Genomic DNA, 17,366 nt, shown 5'->3' with positions numbered 1-17,366 from the left:
CGGCCACGTCCACCTCGTCGTACCCCATCTGCCCCGGCTTGCCGTACGCCGCCGCCTGGGTGTCGATCCAGCGGGTGTGGGCCTCCCAGGCGGCCTGTTTGCTGGTGCCCAGCGCGGCCCCGATCTGCGACCAGGAGGCGCCGGCCTCGCGGGCCGCGCGGACGGTCAGCTGACGGCCGTAGGACGCCTTGCGGGCCACGACCTCGCTCAGTGCGAGGAGTTCGAGGAGTTCGGTCCGGTCGGGGGCGTCCGTGGCCCCGCCCTCGCCCATGGACTCCCGCATGCGGAGCTCGTCGAGGCGGGAGACGGCGGTCAGCAGGGTGTACTGCGGCTCGATGCTCTCCGGTGTCGTCATACCCCCAGACTCGCGTCAAGCAGGCTTGACGTCAAGGCTGCCTGACGGGAGTTCTCTGACGAGGAACACACAGGCGTCGACGCACTCACGGGTCGTGCCGTCGTGGTCCTGGTAGGTGTAGCGGTCCAGGTAGTCGGTCACCGGGCGGTAGCCGAGCCGTGCGTACAGGGCGGCCGCGCGCGGGTTGTCCTTCCCGGCCCCGATGCCCACGGTCGTCAGACCCCGTTCCCGTGCCCGTGACTCGGCGGCCCGGATCAGCTGGGTGCCGATACCCCGCGAGCGCAGTTCCTCCGGCCACACGGCGAGGCCGCCGATCTCGGGGCAGTCCAGGGTGACCTCGGGCGCCGCGCAGCCCACCCAGCGCAGCTCCGCGTGCCCCACGGGCCGCCCGTCCAGCCACGCGACGAGGTAGGTGCACTCCCCCGCCTCCTGCCGGGCGAACCGCCGGGCGTGGAACGACGTGGCCCCCGGCGAGCCCATGTACCGGTCGAGCAGCGCGACGTCGCCGCCGCGGCAGACGGTGATCTCCATGCGCCGACCGTACGGTCCGCGCACGCGAACGGCCCCCGAATTCCGACGGGGGCCGCGCAGTACGGGACTCAGCTCCAGCTGGCGTGCAGCGGCTTGCCCTCCGCGTAACCGGCCGCGCTCTGGATGCCCACGACCGACTTCTCGGCGAACTCCTCCAGAGAGCCCGCGCCGGCGTAGGTGCACGAGGAGCGGACGCCCGCGATGATCGAGTCGATCAGGTCCTCGACACCCGGGCGGGCCGGGTCGAGGAACATCCGGGAGGTCGAGATGCCCTCCTCGAACAGCGCCTTGCGGGCCCGGTCGTACGCCGACTCGTCCGACGTGCGATTGCGCACCGCCCGCGCGGACGCCATGCCGAAGGACTCCTTGTAGAGCCGCCCGCTCGCGTCCTGCTGGAGGTCGCCCGGCGACTCGTAGGTGCCCGCGAACCACGACCCGATCATCACGTTGGACGCACCGGCGGCCAGCGCCATGGCGACATCGCGCGGGTGCCGGACACCGCCGTCGGCCCACACGTGCTTGCCGTACTTCTTCGCCTCCGCCGCGCACTCCAGGACCGCGGAGAACTGCGGCCGGCCCACGCCGGTCATCATGCGGGTGGTGCACATGGCGCCGGGGCCCACACCCACCTTGATGATGTCCGCGCCGGCCTCGATCAGGTCCCGCACCCCCTCGGCGGCCACGATGTTCCCGGCCACGATCGGGACCTGCGGGTCGAGCGCCCGCACGGTCCGGATCGCGGTGATCATCGACTCCTGGTGGCCGTGCGCGGTGTCGATGACGAGCGTGTCGACGCCCGCGTCGAGCAGTTGCTTGGCCTTCTCCGCGAAGTCGCCGTTGATGCCCACCGCGGCGGCGATCCGCAGCCTGCCCTGCGCGTCGACGGCAGGCGTGTACAGCGTGGCGCGCAGGGCGCCCTTGCGGGTGAGGATGCCGGCGAGACGGCCCTCCCGGTCCACGGCGGGGGCGTAGCGCCGGTTGGCCCCGTCGAGCCGGTTGAAGGCCTCACGCGGGTCGATGTCCGCGTCGAGCAGCAGCAGATCGCGCGACATGACCTCGGCGAGCTGGGTGAAACGGTCGACCCCGGACAGGTCCTGGTCGGTGACGACACCGACGGGCCGGCCCTCCTCGTCGACGACCACCCCGGCGTTGTGCGCGCGCTTGGGCAGCAGGGCGAGCGCGTCGGCGACGGTCTGGTGCGGGGCCAGCACGATCGGGGTGTCCAGGACGTGGTGGCGGCTCTTCACCCAGGAGACGACCTCGGTGACGACCTCGATCGGGATGTCCTGCGGGATGACCACGAGGCCACCGCGCCGGGCCACGGTCTCGGCCATGCGGCGCCCGGCGATCGCGGTCATGTTGGCGACGACCAGCGGGATGGTGGTGCCCGTGCCGTCCGGGGAGCTGAGGTCCACGCCCTGACGCGAGCCCACGGCACTGCGGCTCGGGACCATGAAGACGTCGTCGTACGTCAGGTCGTACGGGGGCTGGATGTCGTTGAGGAAACGCACGTGCTGCACATCCCAGTCGATCAGAGGTGGCCCCCGGACAGGTCAGCCAGGGGGAAAGAGCACGTACTTCATTCTCCCATGCCGGGCGGAGAGACACCCACGGGCGAATCGTCCAGACCGGCCGCGGGGGCCCTAGGACGAACCTCCAAGCGCGAGCGCCACGGTGAGCGCGGACGCCTGCGCGAACACCTCGCGCGCGGTCGCCCACTCGTCCGGCCGCGCCTCGGCGTAACGGTCCCAGTGCCGTACGACCACGACGGTCTCCTCCTCGACCCCGTCCCCGGACCACAGGTCCGGGTCGGACAGGACGTCGGCCAGCGCGTCCCAGTTGCGGCCGAACCAGTCCGGCAGCCGCAGGTCCCGCGCGCAGCGGTCCATCAGGCCCGCCTTGTCCGTGACCCCGTCGAGGTCCAGCGTGACCACGCGTGCCGTCATCTCAGTACCGCCCTGAACGAGTCGTAGTGATCATCGGTGTAGTAGATCTCCCCGCCCTGCCCGGTGACGATGCGCCGGGCCCCGCGGTCGCGCGAGCCCGGCGTGGGGACGGTGTACTCGTGGTAGTAGCCGCGCCGGTGCGCGGGCAGCAGCCGCTCGAAGTTCCCGAAGACGGCGCCGTCCTTCTGGTACGGGAACGGGCCGCCCCGGTCGATGAGTTCGAGGGTCTGCCGGGCCTCGGCGGGGAGCTTCGCCGCCTGGACGGTGGCCAGGTCCCCGCCGGGCGAGGGGTCGTGTCCGGCCGAGCATCCGGCCAGCACGAGGACGCACAGCAGAATCCGGGAGACGAACCGCAGCAGCATGGGTGCGATGCTGCCACGGCCGTCCCCGCATGACCGCCCGTCAGGGCCCGTCCGGGTCCGCCCTGTTCAGTGCCGGCTTCGGCGGTGTCCCCGCCGTCATCAGGTAGTCCGCGGCGGAGGTGTCCGTCACCAGGCTGGTGACCAGCCCGGAGCGCAGCACCGCGTCGATCGCGGCCGCCTTGCGCTGCCCGCCCGCGATCGCGACGACCTCGGGGATACGGCGGAGCTGGTCGGCCTTGACGGTGATGCACCGCTCGCCCAGGTCCCGCCCGACCCTGCGGCCCTCGGTGTCGAAGAGGTGCGCGGACATCTCGGCGGCGACACCGAGCGAGGCGTAGTGGCCGCGCTCCTCGTCGCTGAGCATGTCGTGCACCGTCGAGATGCCCGGCTCCCAGGAGCCGATGGAGACACAGGCGACCGTGACCTTGTCGAAGTACTCGTAGGCCCGTGCGATCCCGGGCTGGTTGCGCAGCGCGATCGCGGTGGCCGCGTCCGGCAGCAGCATCGGCGCGTAGATGGGGTGGGCGTCCCCGCCGGACACCTGGGCGGCCCGCCGCACCGCCTCCACCGAACCGCGCTCGGCGGTCCCGGCGTCGTACACCCCCGTCAACTGCACCACCGTGCACGGCGGGAGCCGGTCGAGGGCGGCCGCCATGTGGATGGTGGAGCGGCCCCAGGCCAGGCCCAGGATGTCGCCCTCGTCGACCAGTTCGCCGAGCAGGTCGGCGGCCACTTCTCCCAGGTTCTCGGGGTCGGGAGTCTCCTCGGCCTCGGCCGGGGACTCGACCACGACGGCGTGCCTGAGGCCGTAGCGGGCCCGGAGCGCGTCCGAGCGCTCCGCGTCCAGCTCGGCCGGCACGCGGATCTCGATGCGTACGAGATCACGTTCGAGGGCGGTCTCCAGGACCCGGGCCACCTTGAAGCGGCTGACGCCGAACTCCTCCGCGATCTGGATCTTGGACTTGCCCTCCAGGTAGAAGCGGCGGGCCATGGCCGCCGCCTGCACCAGCTCAGCGGGTCCCATCCGCATGGCTGACCGGCCCGCCGACATACCCGACACGGCGTTCTCCTCACTGCTGTTCACACTCTGGATTCGCCGTTCATCCTTGCAGATCCGGCGCACTTGATCAGCCCTGATCGGAGCCGTTCACGTTCCTGACGCTCAGTGGTCGCACGCCCACGAAGCCTTCGCGGTCGCCCCCTCCGCCTGGTTGCGCAATGCACGTACCGCCTCTGCCGGGTCGGATGCCCCGTACACCGCCGATCCGGCGACGAAGACATCGGCGCCCGCGTCCGCGCAGCGCTCGATGGTGGACGCCGAGACGCCGCCGTCGACCTGGAGCCACAGTTCCAGCCCGTGCTTGCTGATCAACTCGCGGGTCCGGCGAATCTTGGGGAGCATGATGTCGAGGAAGGCCTGTCCCCCGAAACCGGGTTCGACCGTCATGATCAGCAGCATGTCGAGCTCGGGGAGCAGGTCCTCGTACGGCTCGATGGGCGTCGCGGGCTTCAGCGCCATGGAGGCGCGGGCACCCTTGGCCCGGATCTCCCGGGCGAGCCGGACCGGAGCGGCTGCCGCCTCCACATGGAAGGTGACGGAGGAGGCCCCCGCCTCTACGTACTGGGGCGCCCAGCGATCGGGGGCCTCGATCATCAGATGGCAGTCCAGCGGGGTGTCCGTCGCACGGGCCAGAGACTCTACGACCGGCACACCGAGCGTGAGGTTCGGGACGAAATGGTTGTCCATGACGTCGACGTGGAGCCAGTCGGCTCCCTCGACCGCCCGCGCCTCGTCCGCGAGGCGGGCGAAGTCGGCGGACAGGATGCTGGGGTTGATCTGCGCGGCCATGCCCCAAGCCTCCCATGCCGGGGCGCGAACGGGCGCGCCGGTCCAGACCTAAGCCGTTCATCGGATGTTGTGGACGAGCTGTGCGTGTCATGCTGGGCGGCTGATCGGCTCGACTGGTGGCGCCGGGGGTGGCCATGACCGGGAATCGAGGCATCGCGCACTTCGTCTGCGGACGGCGTGCCAAGTGGGTGGTACTGGCGCTGTGGCTGGTGGTGCTGTTCCTGACGGCGCCCCTCGCCTCCAAGCTCACCGACGCCCAGGACAACGACGCGGCCTCCTGGCTGCCCGGCTCCGCGGAGTCGACCCAGGTCCTCCAGCTCTCCGAGGGCTTCAGGCCGGAACAGATCCCCGCCGTCGTCGTCTACGCGCGCGACAGCGGCCTCACCGCGCAGGAGCGCGCCGCGATCGCCCGGGACACGGCCCAGATCAAGCGGCTCACGGCGCACGGCATCCGCGGCGCGGAGACCCGGGGGCCGGTCTACGACCGGCAGGACAACCCGCGCGCGGCCCAGATCCTCGTCCCGATCACCATGGACGAGAAGGGCTGGCAGGAGATCGCGCCCGCGGTCGACTCGCTGCGTGACGTCGTGGGCAAGGGCGGCAACGGTCTCGCCGTGCACATCACCGGCCCGGGCGGTACGTCCGCGGACTTCTCGAAGGCCTTCGAGGGCATCGACTCGACCCTGCTGCTGTCCGCGATGGCGGTCGTCGTGGTCATGCTGCTCATCACCTTCCGCAGCCCCACCCTGCTCCTCGTCCCGCTGCTCTCGGTGGTCGCCGCGCTGTTCACCGCGCAGGCCTTCATCTACCTGCTCGCCCAGCACGCGGGACTGACCGTCAACGGCCAGAGCGCGGGCATTCTGACCGTCCTCGTCTTCGGAGCGGGGACCGACTACGCCCTGTTGCTGGTCGCCCGCTACCGGGAGGAACTGCACCATCACGAGGACCGCCACGAGGCGATGGCCCGCGCCCTGCACCGTGCGGGCCCCGCGGTCCTCGCCTCCGGCGCGACCGTCGTCCTGAGCATGCTGGTCCTGCTGACCGCCGAGATGAACTCGACCCGGGGCCTCGGCCCGGTCGCCGCGATCGGTGTCGCGGTCGCCCTGCTGGCGATGACCACCCTGTTCCCGGCCCTGCTGGTGATCTTCGGCCGCTGGATGTTCTGGCCGGCCATTCCGCACTTCGGCGCCCCCGACCGCATCGAGAGCGGCCTGTGGGCCCGCGCCGGCCGCCGTATGGCCCTCCGCCCCCGGATGGTCTGGAGCGCCACGGCAGCGGCCCTCGTGGTCTGCTCGCTCGGCCTGATCCAGCTGCGCGCCGAAGGCATCAGCAACGCGGACGCGTTCACCGGGAAACCGGACTCGATCGTCGGCCAGGAAGTGTCCGGGAAGTACTTCCCGGCGGGCAGCGGCGATCCCCTGGTCGTGGTCAGCAACCAGGCCCAGGCACGACAGGTCGGCGAGGCGGTCGCGGGAACACGGGGCGTCGTGCCCACGTCCCTCGGCCTGCCACCGGGCACGAAACCGTCGCACGAGGGCAAGGTCCTCTTCGAGGCGACGATGACCGCCCCGGCCGACAGCGAGGCCGCGAAACAGACGGTGGAACGGGTCCGGGACGCCGTCCACGCGGTCCCGGCCGCCGATGCCCAGGTCGGCGGCGGTACGGCTGCCCTGCTCGACATGGACAGGGCGACCACGCACGACAACATACTGATCATCCCGCTGGTGCTCGCGGTCGTCCTGCTGATCCTGTGCGCCCTGCTGCGCGCCCTGATCGCCCCGCTGCTGCTGATCGGGACGGTGATCCTGTCCTTCGCGGCGGCCCTCGGCATCAGCGCCCTGGCCTTCCGCCACCTCTTCGACTACGCGGGCGAGTCCACGGACTTCCCGCTGTTCGTGTTCGTCTTCCTGGTGGCTCTGGGCATCGACTACAACATCTTCCTGACCACCCGCATCCGCGAGGAGGCGGCCCACGGAGGCACCCGTGCGGGCGTGATCACGGGTCTGGCCGCGACCGGCGCCGTCATCACCTCCGCCGGCCTCGTCCTGGCCGGCACCTTCGCCGCCCTGGGCACCCTGCCGATGGTCGCCTTCGCGGAGATCGGCTTCACGGTGGCGCTGGGCGTCCTGCTGGACACGTTCATCGTGCGGTCGGTGCTGGTCACGTCCCTGTTCCTGGACGTGGGTCCGAAGGTCTGGTGGCCGCACAGCCTGGCCAGGGAGGAGCCGACCGACCCAGGGGCGCGGGGAACTGCGCGACCAGCCACGACGGCGCCGCAGACACGCGACTAGATCACCCTGTCCTACGGATGACCGCCAGATACATCGCGTCGGTACCGTGCACATGCGGCCACAACTGCACGTCCGGGCCCTCCCCCAGCTCCGGCACACCGGGGAACAACGGCCGCGCGTCGACGAGTTCGGCGGAGGGCCACTGCTTGAGCACGTCCTCCACCACGGCCCGCGTCTCCGCAAGGTGGGGCGAACAAGTGGCGTACCCGACAACCCCGCCCACCCTGACGGAGTCCAGCGCGGTGCTCAACAAGCCCCGCTGCAACGGCCCGAACCCCTCCAGGTCCTCGGGCCGACGCCGCCACCGGGCCTCCGGCCGTCGCCGCAGCGCCCCGAGCCCCGTGCACGGCACGTCCATCAGCACCCGGTCGAAGCTCCCCGGCCTCCACGGCGGCTTGGTCCCGTCCGCGGCGATCACCTGATACGGCCCCGGATTCCCGGCGAGCGCCTTGGCGACCAGCCCGGCGCGATGGGGCTGCTTCTCGGAGGCGAGCAGCATGGCACCGCGCTCGGCCGCGAGCGCGGCGAGCAGCGCGGCCTTGCCGCCCGGTCCCGCGCACCCGTCGAGCCACTTCTCGTCCCGGCCTTCGAGCGGCGCGTTCGCGAGGGCCAGCGCGACCAGCTGACTGCCCTCGTCCTGCACCCCGGCCCGGCCCTCGCGCACGGCGCCGACGGCCCCGGGCTCACCGCCCTCGGCCAGCCGCACGGCGTACGGCGACCAGCGCCCCGGCGCGGCGGACTCCTGGCGCAGCAGCTCCTCGGTGGTGGCCCGCCCCGGCCGGGCGACGAGGGTCACCTCGGGGCGTTCGTTGTCGGCCTCCAGCAGCCGCTCGATACCGGCCCGCCCGCCGCCGAGGGAGTCCCACAGCGCGGAGACGACCCAGCGGGGGTGGGAGTGCACGACGGCGAGATGGTCCTCGGGGTCGTCGTCGTAGGGCGGAGCGACCTTCGCGATCCACCCGTCGAGGTCGTCCTGAGCGATCTTCCGCAGTACGGCGTTGACGAACTTGGCCCGTCCGTCCCCGAGCACGACCCGGGCGAGCTCGACGGAGGCGGACACGGCGGCGTGCGTCGGGATGCGCGTCCCGAGCAGCTGGTGCGCCCCGAGGCTCAGCACGTCGAGCACCGGCGGATCGACCTCACGCAGCGGCCGGTCGACGCACTCGGCGATGATCGCGTCGTACGTCCCCTGCCGCCGCAGTGTGCCGTACACCAGCTCGGTCGCGAGCGCCGCGTCCCGCGCCTCGAAACCCTCCTTCTCCCGCGCCTTGCGCAACAGCGGGGGCAGGACGAGGTTGGCGTACGCGTCCCGCTCGTCCACGGCCCGCAACGCCTCGAAGGCGAGGAAGCGGACGGGGTCCTTCTGGGGCCGACGGTAGGGCTTGCCGGGTTTGCGGGGCCGACGGGGCTGCTCGCTCACGAAAAAGGTGCTCCGGGTTCAAGGTCTGGACAGAGCCCAAGCGTACGTCCGCCGAAGGCCAGGTGACCCTTCGAGGGGGCCCGACGACGCCGAGACGGCCACCGCCGACCGAGGACGCCGCTCGGCCGATCCGGTCCGCCCTGCCGACCGCACAGACACGCTCGTCCTCAGCCCGTGCCACCGGCCGCCGGCCCACCCGCCCGACCGACCGGTCCGCCTCACGTGCCGACGGTCTCGCCGTCCGCGATCCTGACGCCGCGCGCCCAGTCAGCGGCCTTCATCGGCTTCTTCCCCTGTGCCTGCACCCACAGCAGTTCCACGCCGTACGACCCGGTCCCGACGTGGACACTGTTCTTGCCGACGGCGAGGGCACCGGGAGCGAGATCCCTACGGTCGGGAACCGGCTGGACCTGGATCAGCTTGAGCCGCTCGCCGCGGAAGGTCGTCCAGGCGCCGGGCGAGGGGTGGCATCCCCGCACCACCCGGTCCACCCGCAGCGCGGGCGCGGCCCAGTCGATCCGTGCGTCCTCGACGGTGATCTTCGGGGCGACGGTGATGCCCTCCGTCGGCTGCGGTACGGCCTTCAGGGTGCCGTCCGCGATGCCGTCCATGGTCGCGGCCAGCAGCCCGGCCCCGGCGAAGGCCAGCCGGGTCAGCAGGTCACCGCTGGTGTCGGTGTGCCGGATCTCCTCGGTGACGGTGCCGTAGACGGGCCCGGAGTCCAGCCCTTCCTCGATGAGAAAGGTCGAGGCGCCCGTGATCTCGTCCCCCGCCATGATGGAGTGCTGCACGGGAGCGGCCCCACGCCAGGCCGGCAGCAGCGAGAAGTGCAGGTTGACCCAGCCGTGGGCGGGGATGTCGAGGGCCACGCGGGGCAGCAGGGCGCCGTAGGCCACGACGGGACAGCAGTCCGGGGCGATCTCGCGAAGCCGTTCGAGGAACTGCGGATCGCGCGGCTTGACGGGCCTCAGCACCTCGATCCCCGCCTCCTCGGCCCGCTCCGCGACCGGGCTCGCGACCAGCCTGCGCCCCCGCCCGGCCGGCGCGTCCGGCCGCGTGACGACAGCGGCGACCTCGTGCCGCCCGGAGGCGATGAGAGCGTCCAGGGCGGGAACGGCGACCTCGGGGGTACCGGCGAAGACGAGCTTCATGGGTGGGCAGGGCCTCTCGGACGGGTGACGACGGGCAACACACAAGTCTATGGCGAGCCTCGGCCGCCGCACGGCCGGGAGCGGAACCCACGGACACGGCCCGCGCTCCCGGCCAAGGCGCGAACCCCCCACCCCCGGCGCACGCATATGCCGGTACGCCCCCAGTGCGTGACCAGCGGAGCGTAGACGCGTTGGTCAAGAAAGAGTTGACCACAACGGGCCGCGATCGCGGCCCCATCCTTTGCCACGCCGGTTCGAGAGGCTTGTTCATGGCCGACCACGCAACCCACGACGCCCAGGCTCGGGCCAGCCTGCACTTGCTGGTGCGGGACATCGAGCGGGTCCGCCGGCAGGTGGACGCACTGCGCACCCTGACCGCCCAGCTGGGCAACGTCTACCGCCCGCGCCGCTCCGGCCCCTCCACGGGCTTCGTCGTCTACGGACGCGCCCCCGCCCCCACGGTCCGTCTCGCGCAGGAACTGCGCGACAGCGTCGAGACCCTGGTGACGGCCGCGGTCGACTTCGACCGCTCGCTCGGGTTCTCGTGGGACGCGGTGGGCTCCGCCCTCGGCGTCACCAAGCAGGCGGTCCACCGTCGTTACGGCGCCCGCCGTGCCGCGGCCCAGGCGACAGCCGACGCCGAGCGCGCCACGGAGGCGCCGGGAACCCGCACGGTCAGCGTCAACACCGGTATCCCCACGGTGCCGTCGGTTCCCACGGTCCCCGCGGCCCGCTCCATGCCGACCCAGCCCACCGCGGGCAGCCCCGCGCTCCGCGAGGAGGCAAGGCCCACAGCCTTCCCCGGCCCCCGCAACGGCTGACCCGTCTCCCTTCTCTGCCCTCCCACCTCACGACCGGGAGGGCAGACGCATGTCCGGACCACCCGGGCGTACGCCCGTCCCGCGACCGCTGGTCCGATGCCCCCCGTCCTCCCAGAGGCAACCGTCACCCGATGTCAGGGGGATCGATCCGCACCCAGACCGCCCCCTCGCCCCCGCTCCCTCCGCCCCGGGCCATCCGCGAAGCCTGCGCGGCCTTGAGCGAAGCCGCCAACGCGGCCCCCCGCCCCGGCGGAACCCGCACCAGCACCCGCTCCCATTGCTCCCCGACCGGCGGCGCCCCCACCCTCCGAGGTCCCGCCGCCCCCGTCACCGGCAGCGGCACGGGCCCCAGCAGCTCGGCCTCAGCGGGTAGTTCCGCGGCCGCCAGGAACTCGGCGAGCGCCTGCCCGGTCCCCGACACCGCGGCCATCCGCGACACCGGCGGAAACCCCAGCTCGGCCCGCTCGCCCAGTTCCCGCACCGCATGGCCCACGGGGTCCCAGCGCACCAAAGCCTGCACGGGGCGCAGCGTGGGCTCGGCGACCACCACCACGGTGCCTCCCGCCTCCTGCGCCCGCACCAGCGCCGACGCCCCGATCCAGCGCCGCAGCGCGTCCTCCCCGGCCCGCAGGTCGGGCCGCCCGAGCATGGCCCAGCCGTCCAGCAGCAGCGCCGCCGCATACCCGCCCTCGGCGACCGGCTCCGCCCCCGGTGTACTCACGACCAGCGCCGGTGCCCCCGGCACGGTGTCCAGCACATGCTCACGCCCCGACGTCCGCACCGGAACAGCCGGAAACGCCCGCCCCAGCTCCTCCGCGGTGCGCCGGGCCCCCACCACCTGCGCCCGCAGCCGGAACCCCCCGCACTCCGGACAGTGCCAGGCCCCCTCCTCACGCCCGCACCATCCGCACCGCAGCGCGGCCGCGGACTCCTGCCCCTCCAGGGGGCCGGCGCAGTGCCGACAGCGCGCGGGCTCCCGGCAGTTGGCGCAGGCCATCCGCGGCACATACCCCCGTCGCGGCACCTGCACGAGCACCGGCCCGTGTCGCAGGCCCTCTCTGACGGCCTGCCAGGCGAGCGTGGGCAGCCGGGCCGCCCGCGCCGCCTCGTCCCGGGCGAGATCCTGGTCCCCGACGGTCCGCACCAGCGGGGCAACCGCCCGCACCTGCTCCCGCGAGGCCACCAGCGGCCGGGCCCAGCCGCTCTCCACGAGCTGCGCGGCCTCCACGGTGCAGCTCCAACTGCCCAGCAGGAAGCCGCACTTGTCCAGCGCGGCACGCAACAACAACACCTCGCGCGCATGCGGCTGCGGGGCATGCGGCTCACTGTGGCTGTCGTCGCCGTCCTCCCAGAGCGCGACGAGCCCGAGGTCCCGCACCGGTGCGAACATGGCGGCCCGCGTCCCGACCACGGCCCGCACGGCGCCACGCCGCACGGCCAGCCACTCCCGATACCGCTTCTCGGGCCCGGCGTCGGCGGTCAGGACCGCATGCCGCCCCTCGCCCAGCACCGAGGTCAGCGCGGTGTCGACGCGCGCGACAGCCCGGCCGTCCGGCACGACGACGAGCGCGCCCCGCCCCGAGGCCAGGGTCGCGGCGACGGCCCGCGCCAGCTCCGCACTCCACTCCGGCCCGGGCAGGGCGTTCCACACCGCGCGCGGCGCTCCCCCCGAGGCCAGTGACTCCAAGAACGCCGCCCCGCGCTCGTACCGCCCCCAGGACCCCGCCTCCGGCGCGGGGGGCGGCGGCAGCGGCTCGGGCGAGGGGCGTTGCTCGGCGCGGGCGCTGCGAGGCGGCACGGCGAGCTGGAGCACATCGGCGAGGCTGCCCGCGTACCGGTCGGCGACGGCCCTCGCCAGTCCCAGAAGCTCCTCGCTGAGCACCGGCTCGGGCGAGACGACCTGGGCGAGTGCCGCCAGCGGCCCGGAGTAGTCGGATTCCGCGAGCCGCTCGACGAGGAACCCGTCGATCAGCCCTCCCCCCTCGCGCCGCCCTTCCCGGACTCGCCCGCGCCCGGCCCCGAAGCGCACCCGCACCCGCACCCCGGGCTGTGCGGCCGCGTCGAGCTCCTCGGGCACGGCGTAGTCGAAGTACCGGTCGAGATGCAGCACGCCCTTGTCCACCAGCACCCGCGCGACCGGCAGCTCCTTGGCCAGCGCGGCCCCCCGCCAGGTCCGGGGCTTGGCCCGCGGCACCTTGGCCTTGCGCACGCTCTCCCGAATGAACGCAAGCTGCTCGGGCTGCGCTCCCCCGGCGCCCTCGTCCACCGACCCGTTCTCGCTGCTCACGCCTGCATTCTTACCAAACCCCACTGACAACCGACGCCGCCCGGACCCGGAGGGGCGGCCGGCGGGACGCCTCGGCCCGGCGCCCCGGGACGCGCCGAGGCCCGGCATCCCAGAGGGACACCGGGCCTCGGTGACGAAACCGCGGGGGCTGACGGACCTACAGGCCCGCGGCCTTGCGCAGCGCCTCGACGCGGTCGGTCTTCTCCCACGTGAACTCCGGCAGCTCACGGCCGAAGTGGCCGTACGCCGCCGTCAGGGAGTAGATCGGGCGCAGCAGGTCGAGGTCGCGGATGATGGCGGCCGGACGCAGGTCGAAGACCTCGTCGATCGCCTTCTCGATCTTGTCCGTGTCGACCTTCTCGGTGCCGAAGGTCTCGACGAACAGGCCCACGGGCTCGGCCTTGCCGATGGCGTAGGCCACCTGGACCTCGCAGCGGGAGGCGAGACCCGCCGCCACGACGTTCTTGGCGACCCAGCGCATCGCGTACGCGGCCGAGCGGTCCACCTTGGACGGGTCCTTGCCGGAGAAGGCACCGCCGCCGTGGCGGGCCATGCCGCCGTAGGTGTCGATGATGATCTTGCGGCCGGTCAGGCCCGCGTCACCCATCGGGCCGCCGATCTCGAACCGGCCGGTGGGGTTGACCAGAAGGCGGTAGCTGTCCGCGTCCAGCTTGATGCCCTCGTCGAGGAGCGCCTTGAGCTCCGGCTCCACGACGAACTCGCGGATGTCCGGAGCGAGCAGCGAGTCCAGGTCGATGTCGGACGCGTGCTGCGAGGAGACGACGACCGTGTCGAGACGGACGGCCTTGTCGCCGTCGTACTCGATGGTGACCTGCGTCTTGCCGTCCGGGCGCAGGTAGGGGATGGTGCCGTTCTTGCGGACCTCGGAGAGGCGCTTGGCGAGACGGTGCGCCAGGAAGATCGGCAGCGGCATCAGGGTGGGGGTCTCGTCCGTCGCGTAACCGAACATCAGACCCTGGTCACCCGCGCCCTGGCGGTCCAGCTCGTCCTCGTCGCCCTCGACCCGGTTCTCGTACGCCGTGTCGACGCCCTGCGCGATGTCGGGGGACTGCGCGCCGATCGACACCGAGACACCGCAGGAGGCGCCGTCGAAGCCCTTCTTCGAGGAGTCGTAACCGATCTCCAGGATCTTGTCGCGCACCAGCTGGGCGATCGGCGCGTAGGTCTTGGTCGTGACCTCACCGGCCACATGCACCAGACCGGTGGTGATCAGGGTCTCGACAGCGACCCGGGAGGTCGGGTCCTCCTTGAGGAGCGCGTCGAGGATGGTGTCACTGATCTGGTCAGCGATCTTGTCGGGGTGGCCCTCGGTGACGGACTCCGAGGTGAACAGACGACGGGACACAACGCTCCCTGGGGTTGCAGCGGCTGCTGGCTGATCATTGGCGGACGGGCTCGGGGGCTGCGCCCGGCAACGTCCGAGAACAGTTTATCGGTCGACCTCGGTCACCGGCCCCCCTGTCTCGCCTCTCGGGAGTGCCGTGACCTGCGGCACGGGCATTGTGCCCAATTCGGAGCGGACTTGGCCAGGGGCGCCACACCTCTGCGACAGAGGTTCGTGGGGACCGAGAAGCGAAGGAAACCCTCAGTTCAGGCGCCGCGCCACCAGGTCCCATACGGTTTCGGCCAGGAACTCCTTGGGGCCGTACGGCACCGGGGTCTCACTGCCGTCGGCGCCCAGCACCACCGCCTCGTTCTCCTCCGACCCGAAGGTCTTGCGCTCCCCCACCTCGTTGACCACGAGGAGGTCGCAGCCCTTGCGCCGCAGCTTCGTACGGCCGTTGGCCAGCACGTCGTCGGTCTCGGCGGCGAATCCGACGATCACCTGACCGGAGCGGGCGCGCTCGGCCGAGATCTCGGCGAGGATGTCCGGATTCCGCACCAGGACGATGGGGTCGGGGTCCTGGCCGTCCTTCTTCTTGATCTTTCCGGCCGCGTACGTCTGCGGCCGGAAGTCCGCGACCGCCGCCGCCATGACGACGGCGTCGGCGTCGGCCGCCGCCTTCAGGACCGCTTCGCGCAGCTGGACGGCCGTCCCCACCTGGACCACGTCCACACCGGCCGGGTCCGCCATGCCGGTGTTCGCCGCGATCAGCGTCACCCGGGCGCCGCGCGCGGCCGCGGTGCGGGCGAGGGCGTAGCCCTGCTTGCCGGAGGAGCGGTTGCCGAGGAAGCGGACCGGGTCGAGGGGCTCGCGGGTGCCGCCGGCGCTGACGACGACGTGCCGGCCCCTCAGGTCGGGCTCGATGGCACCGCGGGCCAGCACGCGGCGGCAGACCTCGAAGATCTCGGCGGGATCCGGCAGCCGGCCCTTGCCGGTGTCGACGCCGGTCAGACGGCCGACGGCCGGTTCGATCACGAGGGCGCCGCGGCGGCGGAGGGTCGCCACGTTCTCCTGGGTGGCCGGGTGCTCCCACATCTCGGTGTGCATGGCGGGTGCGAAGACGACGGGACAGCGGGCCGTGAGGAGCGTGTTGGTGAGGAGGTCGTCCGCCAGGCCGTGTGCCGCCTTGGCGAGCATGTCGGCCGTGGCCGGGGCCACCACGACGAGGTCGGCGTGCTGCCCGATGCGCACGTGCGGGACCTCGTGGACGTCGTCCCAGACCTCGGTCGAGACCGGGTGGCCGGACAGGGCGGACCAGGTGGCGGCGCCCACGAAGTGCAGTGCGGAGGCGGTGGGGACGACGCGGACGTCATGGCCGGACTCCGTGAGCCTTCTCAGCAGCTCGCAGGCCTTGTACGCGGCGATGCCGCCGCTGACCCCCAGCACGACCTTCGGCTTGTCCACCGTCTCTCCCCGGCTCGGCAACGTACGCGGGCGGCGTACGGGTCCATCACACACCACAGGCCCGGCAGTCGCGCTGCCGGGCCTGTGGATAAGTCAGCGAAAAGCTGAAAGTGCTACTACTGCGCCGGGCCCTCGACGGCCTCGGACGTCAGCAGACCCGCGTTGATCTCGCGCAGGGCGATCGAGAGCGGCTTCTCGTGGACGTGGGTGTCCACCAGCGGACCGACGTACTCCAGCAGGCCCTCGCCGAGCTGCGAGTAGTACGCGTTGATCTGGCGGGCCCGCTTGGCCGCGTAGATCACGAGGCTGTACTTCGAGTCAGTGGCCTCGAGGAGCTCGTCGATCGGCGGGTTGATGATGCCCTCGGGCGCGGAGATGGAAGAGGACACGCTCTACCTTCCGATGGATGGGAAAGATTCAGTGCGAATGATCAAGCCTCGATGAGCAGGCACGATCACACAACATCCATCAAGGCTAGCAGCTCGCGCGCCACGTCCTCGACGGAGGTGTTGACCAAGGTCACATCGAACTCGGGTTCAGCCGCCAGTTCGATCTTCGCCGACTCCAGGCGGCGCTCGATCACCTCGGGCGGTTCGGTGCCCCGTCCGGTGAGTCTGCGCACGAGCTCCTCCCAGGAGGGAGGAGCCAGGAACACCAGCTGGGCGTCCGCCATGGACTCACGGACCTGCCGGGCACCCTGGAGGTCGATCTCCAGCAGGACGGGCTCGCCCGCCTCCAGCCGCTCCAGCACGGCCGCACGCGGTGTGCCGTAGCGGTTGCCGGCGAACTCGGCCCACTCCAGCAGCTCGCCGTTGGCGATCAGCTTGTCCATCTCCTCGTCGGTGACGAAGAAATAGTGGACGCCGTGCTTCTCACCCGGGCGCGGCTTGCGGGTCGTCGCCGACACCGAGAGCCAGACCTCGGGGTGCTCCTTGCGCATATGAGCGACGACCGTGCTCTTGCCGACCCCTGAGGGGCCGGAGAGCACGGTCAGCCGCGGACGTACGTCCGGGGGCTCGGGGGTCGTCCCCCGGAATGTTGCAGCCATGCAGCGATTATTCCAGCAATCCCGGAGTGCCCGGGACTCCCCTTCCCGGAGAGACCCGGTTCAGGAACCGGTGCTGCCGAACTCACGCTCCAGCGAAGCGATCTGGTTGGAGCCGAGGCCGCGCACACGACGGCTCTCGGAGATGCCGAGCCGCTCCATGATCTGCTTGGCGCGGACCTTGCCCACGCCCGGCAGGGACTCGAGCAGGGCGGAGACCTTCATCTTGCCGATGACGTCGTTCTCCTGGCCCTGCTTGATGACCTCGTGGAGAGAGGCGCCGGAGTGCTTGAGTCGATTCTTGACCTCGGCCCGCTCCCGGCGAGCCGCGGCGGCCTTTTCGAGCGCGGCTGCGCGCTGTTCAGGGGTAAGGGGCGGAAGAGCCACGCCTACGTCACCTCGGATGTCGAACTGTCGGATACGGACCGGTGAGGAACCTAGTCGCCCCACACCTGGGGAGCCACGAGCAACACGCTCGCCCGTTGACTCTGCGTCGGAG

At 72.0% G+C, this 17,366-nt stretch carries 17 protein-coding genes; 2 read left to right on the top strand and 15 right to left on the bottom strand.

The window, feature by feature from the left end; genetic code table 11:
- The 7 genes from AQI94_RS36330 to rpe form a co-directional block, all read right to left on the bottom strand.
- Window positions 1-355: hypothetical protein (locus tag AQI94_RS36330; protein WP_062230152.1), on the bottom strand; the 355-nt coding region annotated here is incomplete at its 3' end.
- Window positions 356-370: 15 nt separating this feature from the next.
- On the bottom strand, window positions 371-886 hold the full coding sequence (locus AQI94_RS36325; protein WP_031056500.1) for a GNAT family N-acetyltransferase: 516 nt from the start codon (window positions 884-886) through the stop codon (window positions 371-373).
- A gap of 68 nt (window positions 887-954) precedes the next feature.
- A complete protein-coding gene (locus AQI94_RS36320; RefSeq protein WP_031056497.1) occupies window positions 955-2,397 on the bottom strand; it encodes a GuaB1 family IMP dehydrogenase-related protein in 1,443 nt (480 codons plus the stop codon).
- Between the two features lie 132 nt (window positions 2,398-2,529).
- Window positions 2,530-2,832 carry a barstar family protein gene (locus tag AQI94_RS36315; protein ID WP_031056495.1) on the bottom strand — a complete coding sequence of 101 codons (303 nt, stop codon included), beginning with the start codon at window positions 2,830-2,832 and terminating at the stop codon, window positions 2,530-2,532.
- Complete coding sequence (locus tag AQI94_RS36310; protein WP_031056493.1) at window positions 2,829-3,194, bottom strand: ribonuclease domain-containing protein; 366 nt, start codon at window positions 3,192-3,194, stop codon at window positions 2,829-2,831. Before AQI94_RS36310 ends, AQI94_RS36315 begins: the two co-directional genes overlap by 4 nt.
- Before the next feature lie 40 nt (window positions 3,195-3,234).
- Window positions 3,235-4,278, bottom strand: a complete 1,044-nt coding sequence (locus tag AQI94_RS36305; protein WP_007380667.1) for a sugar-binding transcriptional regulator — start codon at window positions 4,276-4,278, stop codon at window positions 3,235-3,237.
- 78 nt (window positions 4,279-4,356) lie between these two features.
- The gene (rpe, locus tag AQI94_RS36300) at window positions 4,357-5,043 is read right to left on the bottom strand and encodes a ribulose-phosphate 3-epimerase (RefSeq protein WP_031056490.1); all 687 of its coding nucleotides are present in this window, start codon (window positions 5,041-5,043) and stop codon (window positions 4,357-4,359) included.
- A gap of 134 nt (window positions 5,044-5,177) precedes the next feature.
- On the opposite strand from rpe, the gene AQI94_RS36295 reads away from it, so the two are divergent.
- Window positions 5,178-7,334 (top strand): MMPL family transporter, encoded by a 2,157-nt coding sequence (locus AQI94_RS36295; protein WP_062230137.1) that lies wholly within the window; start codon window positions 5,178-5,180, stop codon window positions 7,332-7,334.
- Window position 7,335: 1 nt separating this feature from the next.
- Here the strand turns inward: AQI94_RS36295 and AQI94_RS36290 are convergent, their stop codons facing one another.
- Window positions 7,336-8,754 (bottom strand): RsmB/NOP family class I SAM-dependent RNA methyltransferase, encoded by a 1,419-nt coding sequence (locus AQI94_RS36290; protein WP_031056484.1) that lies wholly within the window; start codon window positions 8,752-8,754, stop codon window positions 7,336-7,338.
- A 218-nt stretch (window positions 8,755-8,972) separates the two neighbouring features.
- Window positions 8,973-9,905, bottom strand: a complete 933-nt coding sequence (fmt, locus tag AQI94_RS36285; RefSeq protein WP_031056469.1) for a methionyl-tRNA formyltransferase — start codon at window positions 9,903-9,905, stop codon at window positions 8,973-8,975.
- A 269-nt stretch (window positions 9,906-10,174) separates the two neighbouring features.
- Between fmt and AQI94_RS36280 the strand changes: the two genes are divergently transcribed.
- Entirely contained in the window at window positions 10,175-10,726 is a 552-nt protein-coding gene (locus AQI94_RS36280) for a hypothetical protein (protein ID WP_031056466.1), read from the top strand.
- A gap of 124 nt (window positions 10,727-10,850) precedes the next feature.
- On the opposite strand, the gene AQI94_RS36275 is transcribed toward AQI94_RS36280, so the two are convergent.
- The 6 genes from AQI94_RS36275 to AQI94_RS36250 all read right to left on the bottom strand — a co-directional run bounded on the left by AQI94_RS36275 (window position 10,851) and on the right by AQI94_RS36250 (window position 17,254).
- Window positions 10,851-13,013, bottom strand: a complete 2,163-nt coding sequence (locus tag AQI94_RS36275) for a primosomal protein N' (RefSeq protein WP_031056462.1) — start codon at window positions 13,011-13,013, stop codon at window positions 10,851-10,853.
- Window positions 13,014-13,170: 157 nt separating this feature from the next.
- Window positions 13,171-14,379, bottom strand: coding sequence for a methionine adenosyltransferase (metK, locus tag AQI94_RS36270; protein WP_031056459.1), 1,209 nt, complete (start codon window positions 14,377-14,379; stop codon window positions 13,171-13,173).
- Between the two features lie 240 nt (window positions 14,380-14,619).
- Entirely contained in the window at window positions 14,620-15,822 is a 1,203-nt protein-coding gene (gene coaBC / locus AQI94_RS36265) for a bifunctional phosphopantothenoylcysteine decarboxylase/phosphopantothenate--cysteine ligase CoaBC (RefSeq protein ID WP_031056456.1), read from the bottom strand.
- 116 nt (window positions 15,823-15,938) lie between these two features.
- Entirely contained in the window at window positions 15,939-16,211 is a 273-nt protein-coding gene (rpoZ, locus tag AQI94_RS36260) for a DNA-directed RNA polymerase subunit omega (protein WP_003988945.1), read from the bottom strand.
- Window positions 16,212-16,276: 65 nt separating this feature from the next.
- Complete coding sequence (gene gmk, locus AQI94_RS36255) at window positions 16,277-16,870, bottom strand: guanylate kinase (RefSeq protein WP_031056453.1); 594 nt, start codon at window positions 16,868-16,870, stop codon at window positions 16,277-16,279.
- Window positions 16,871-16,930: 60 nt separating this feature from the next.
- The gene (locus tag AQI94_RS36250; RefSeq protein ID WP_003977346.1) at window positions 16,931-17,254 is read right to left on the bottom strand and encodes an integration host factor; all 324 of its coding nucleotides are present in this window, start codon (window positions 17,252-17,254) and stop codon (window positions 16,931-16,933) included.
- Window positions 17,255-17,366 lie beyond the last annotated feature (112 nt).

This window comes from Streptomyces pseudovenezuelae (genome assembly GCF_001513955.1).
GTDB lineage: Bacteria > Actinomycetota > Actinomycetes > Streptomycetales > Streptomycetaceae > Streptomyces > Streptomyces pseudovenezuelae.
Note: the sequence above shows the minus strand (reverse complement) of the source record. Positions and strands in the feature narration are given on the sequence as shown.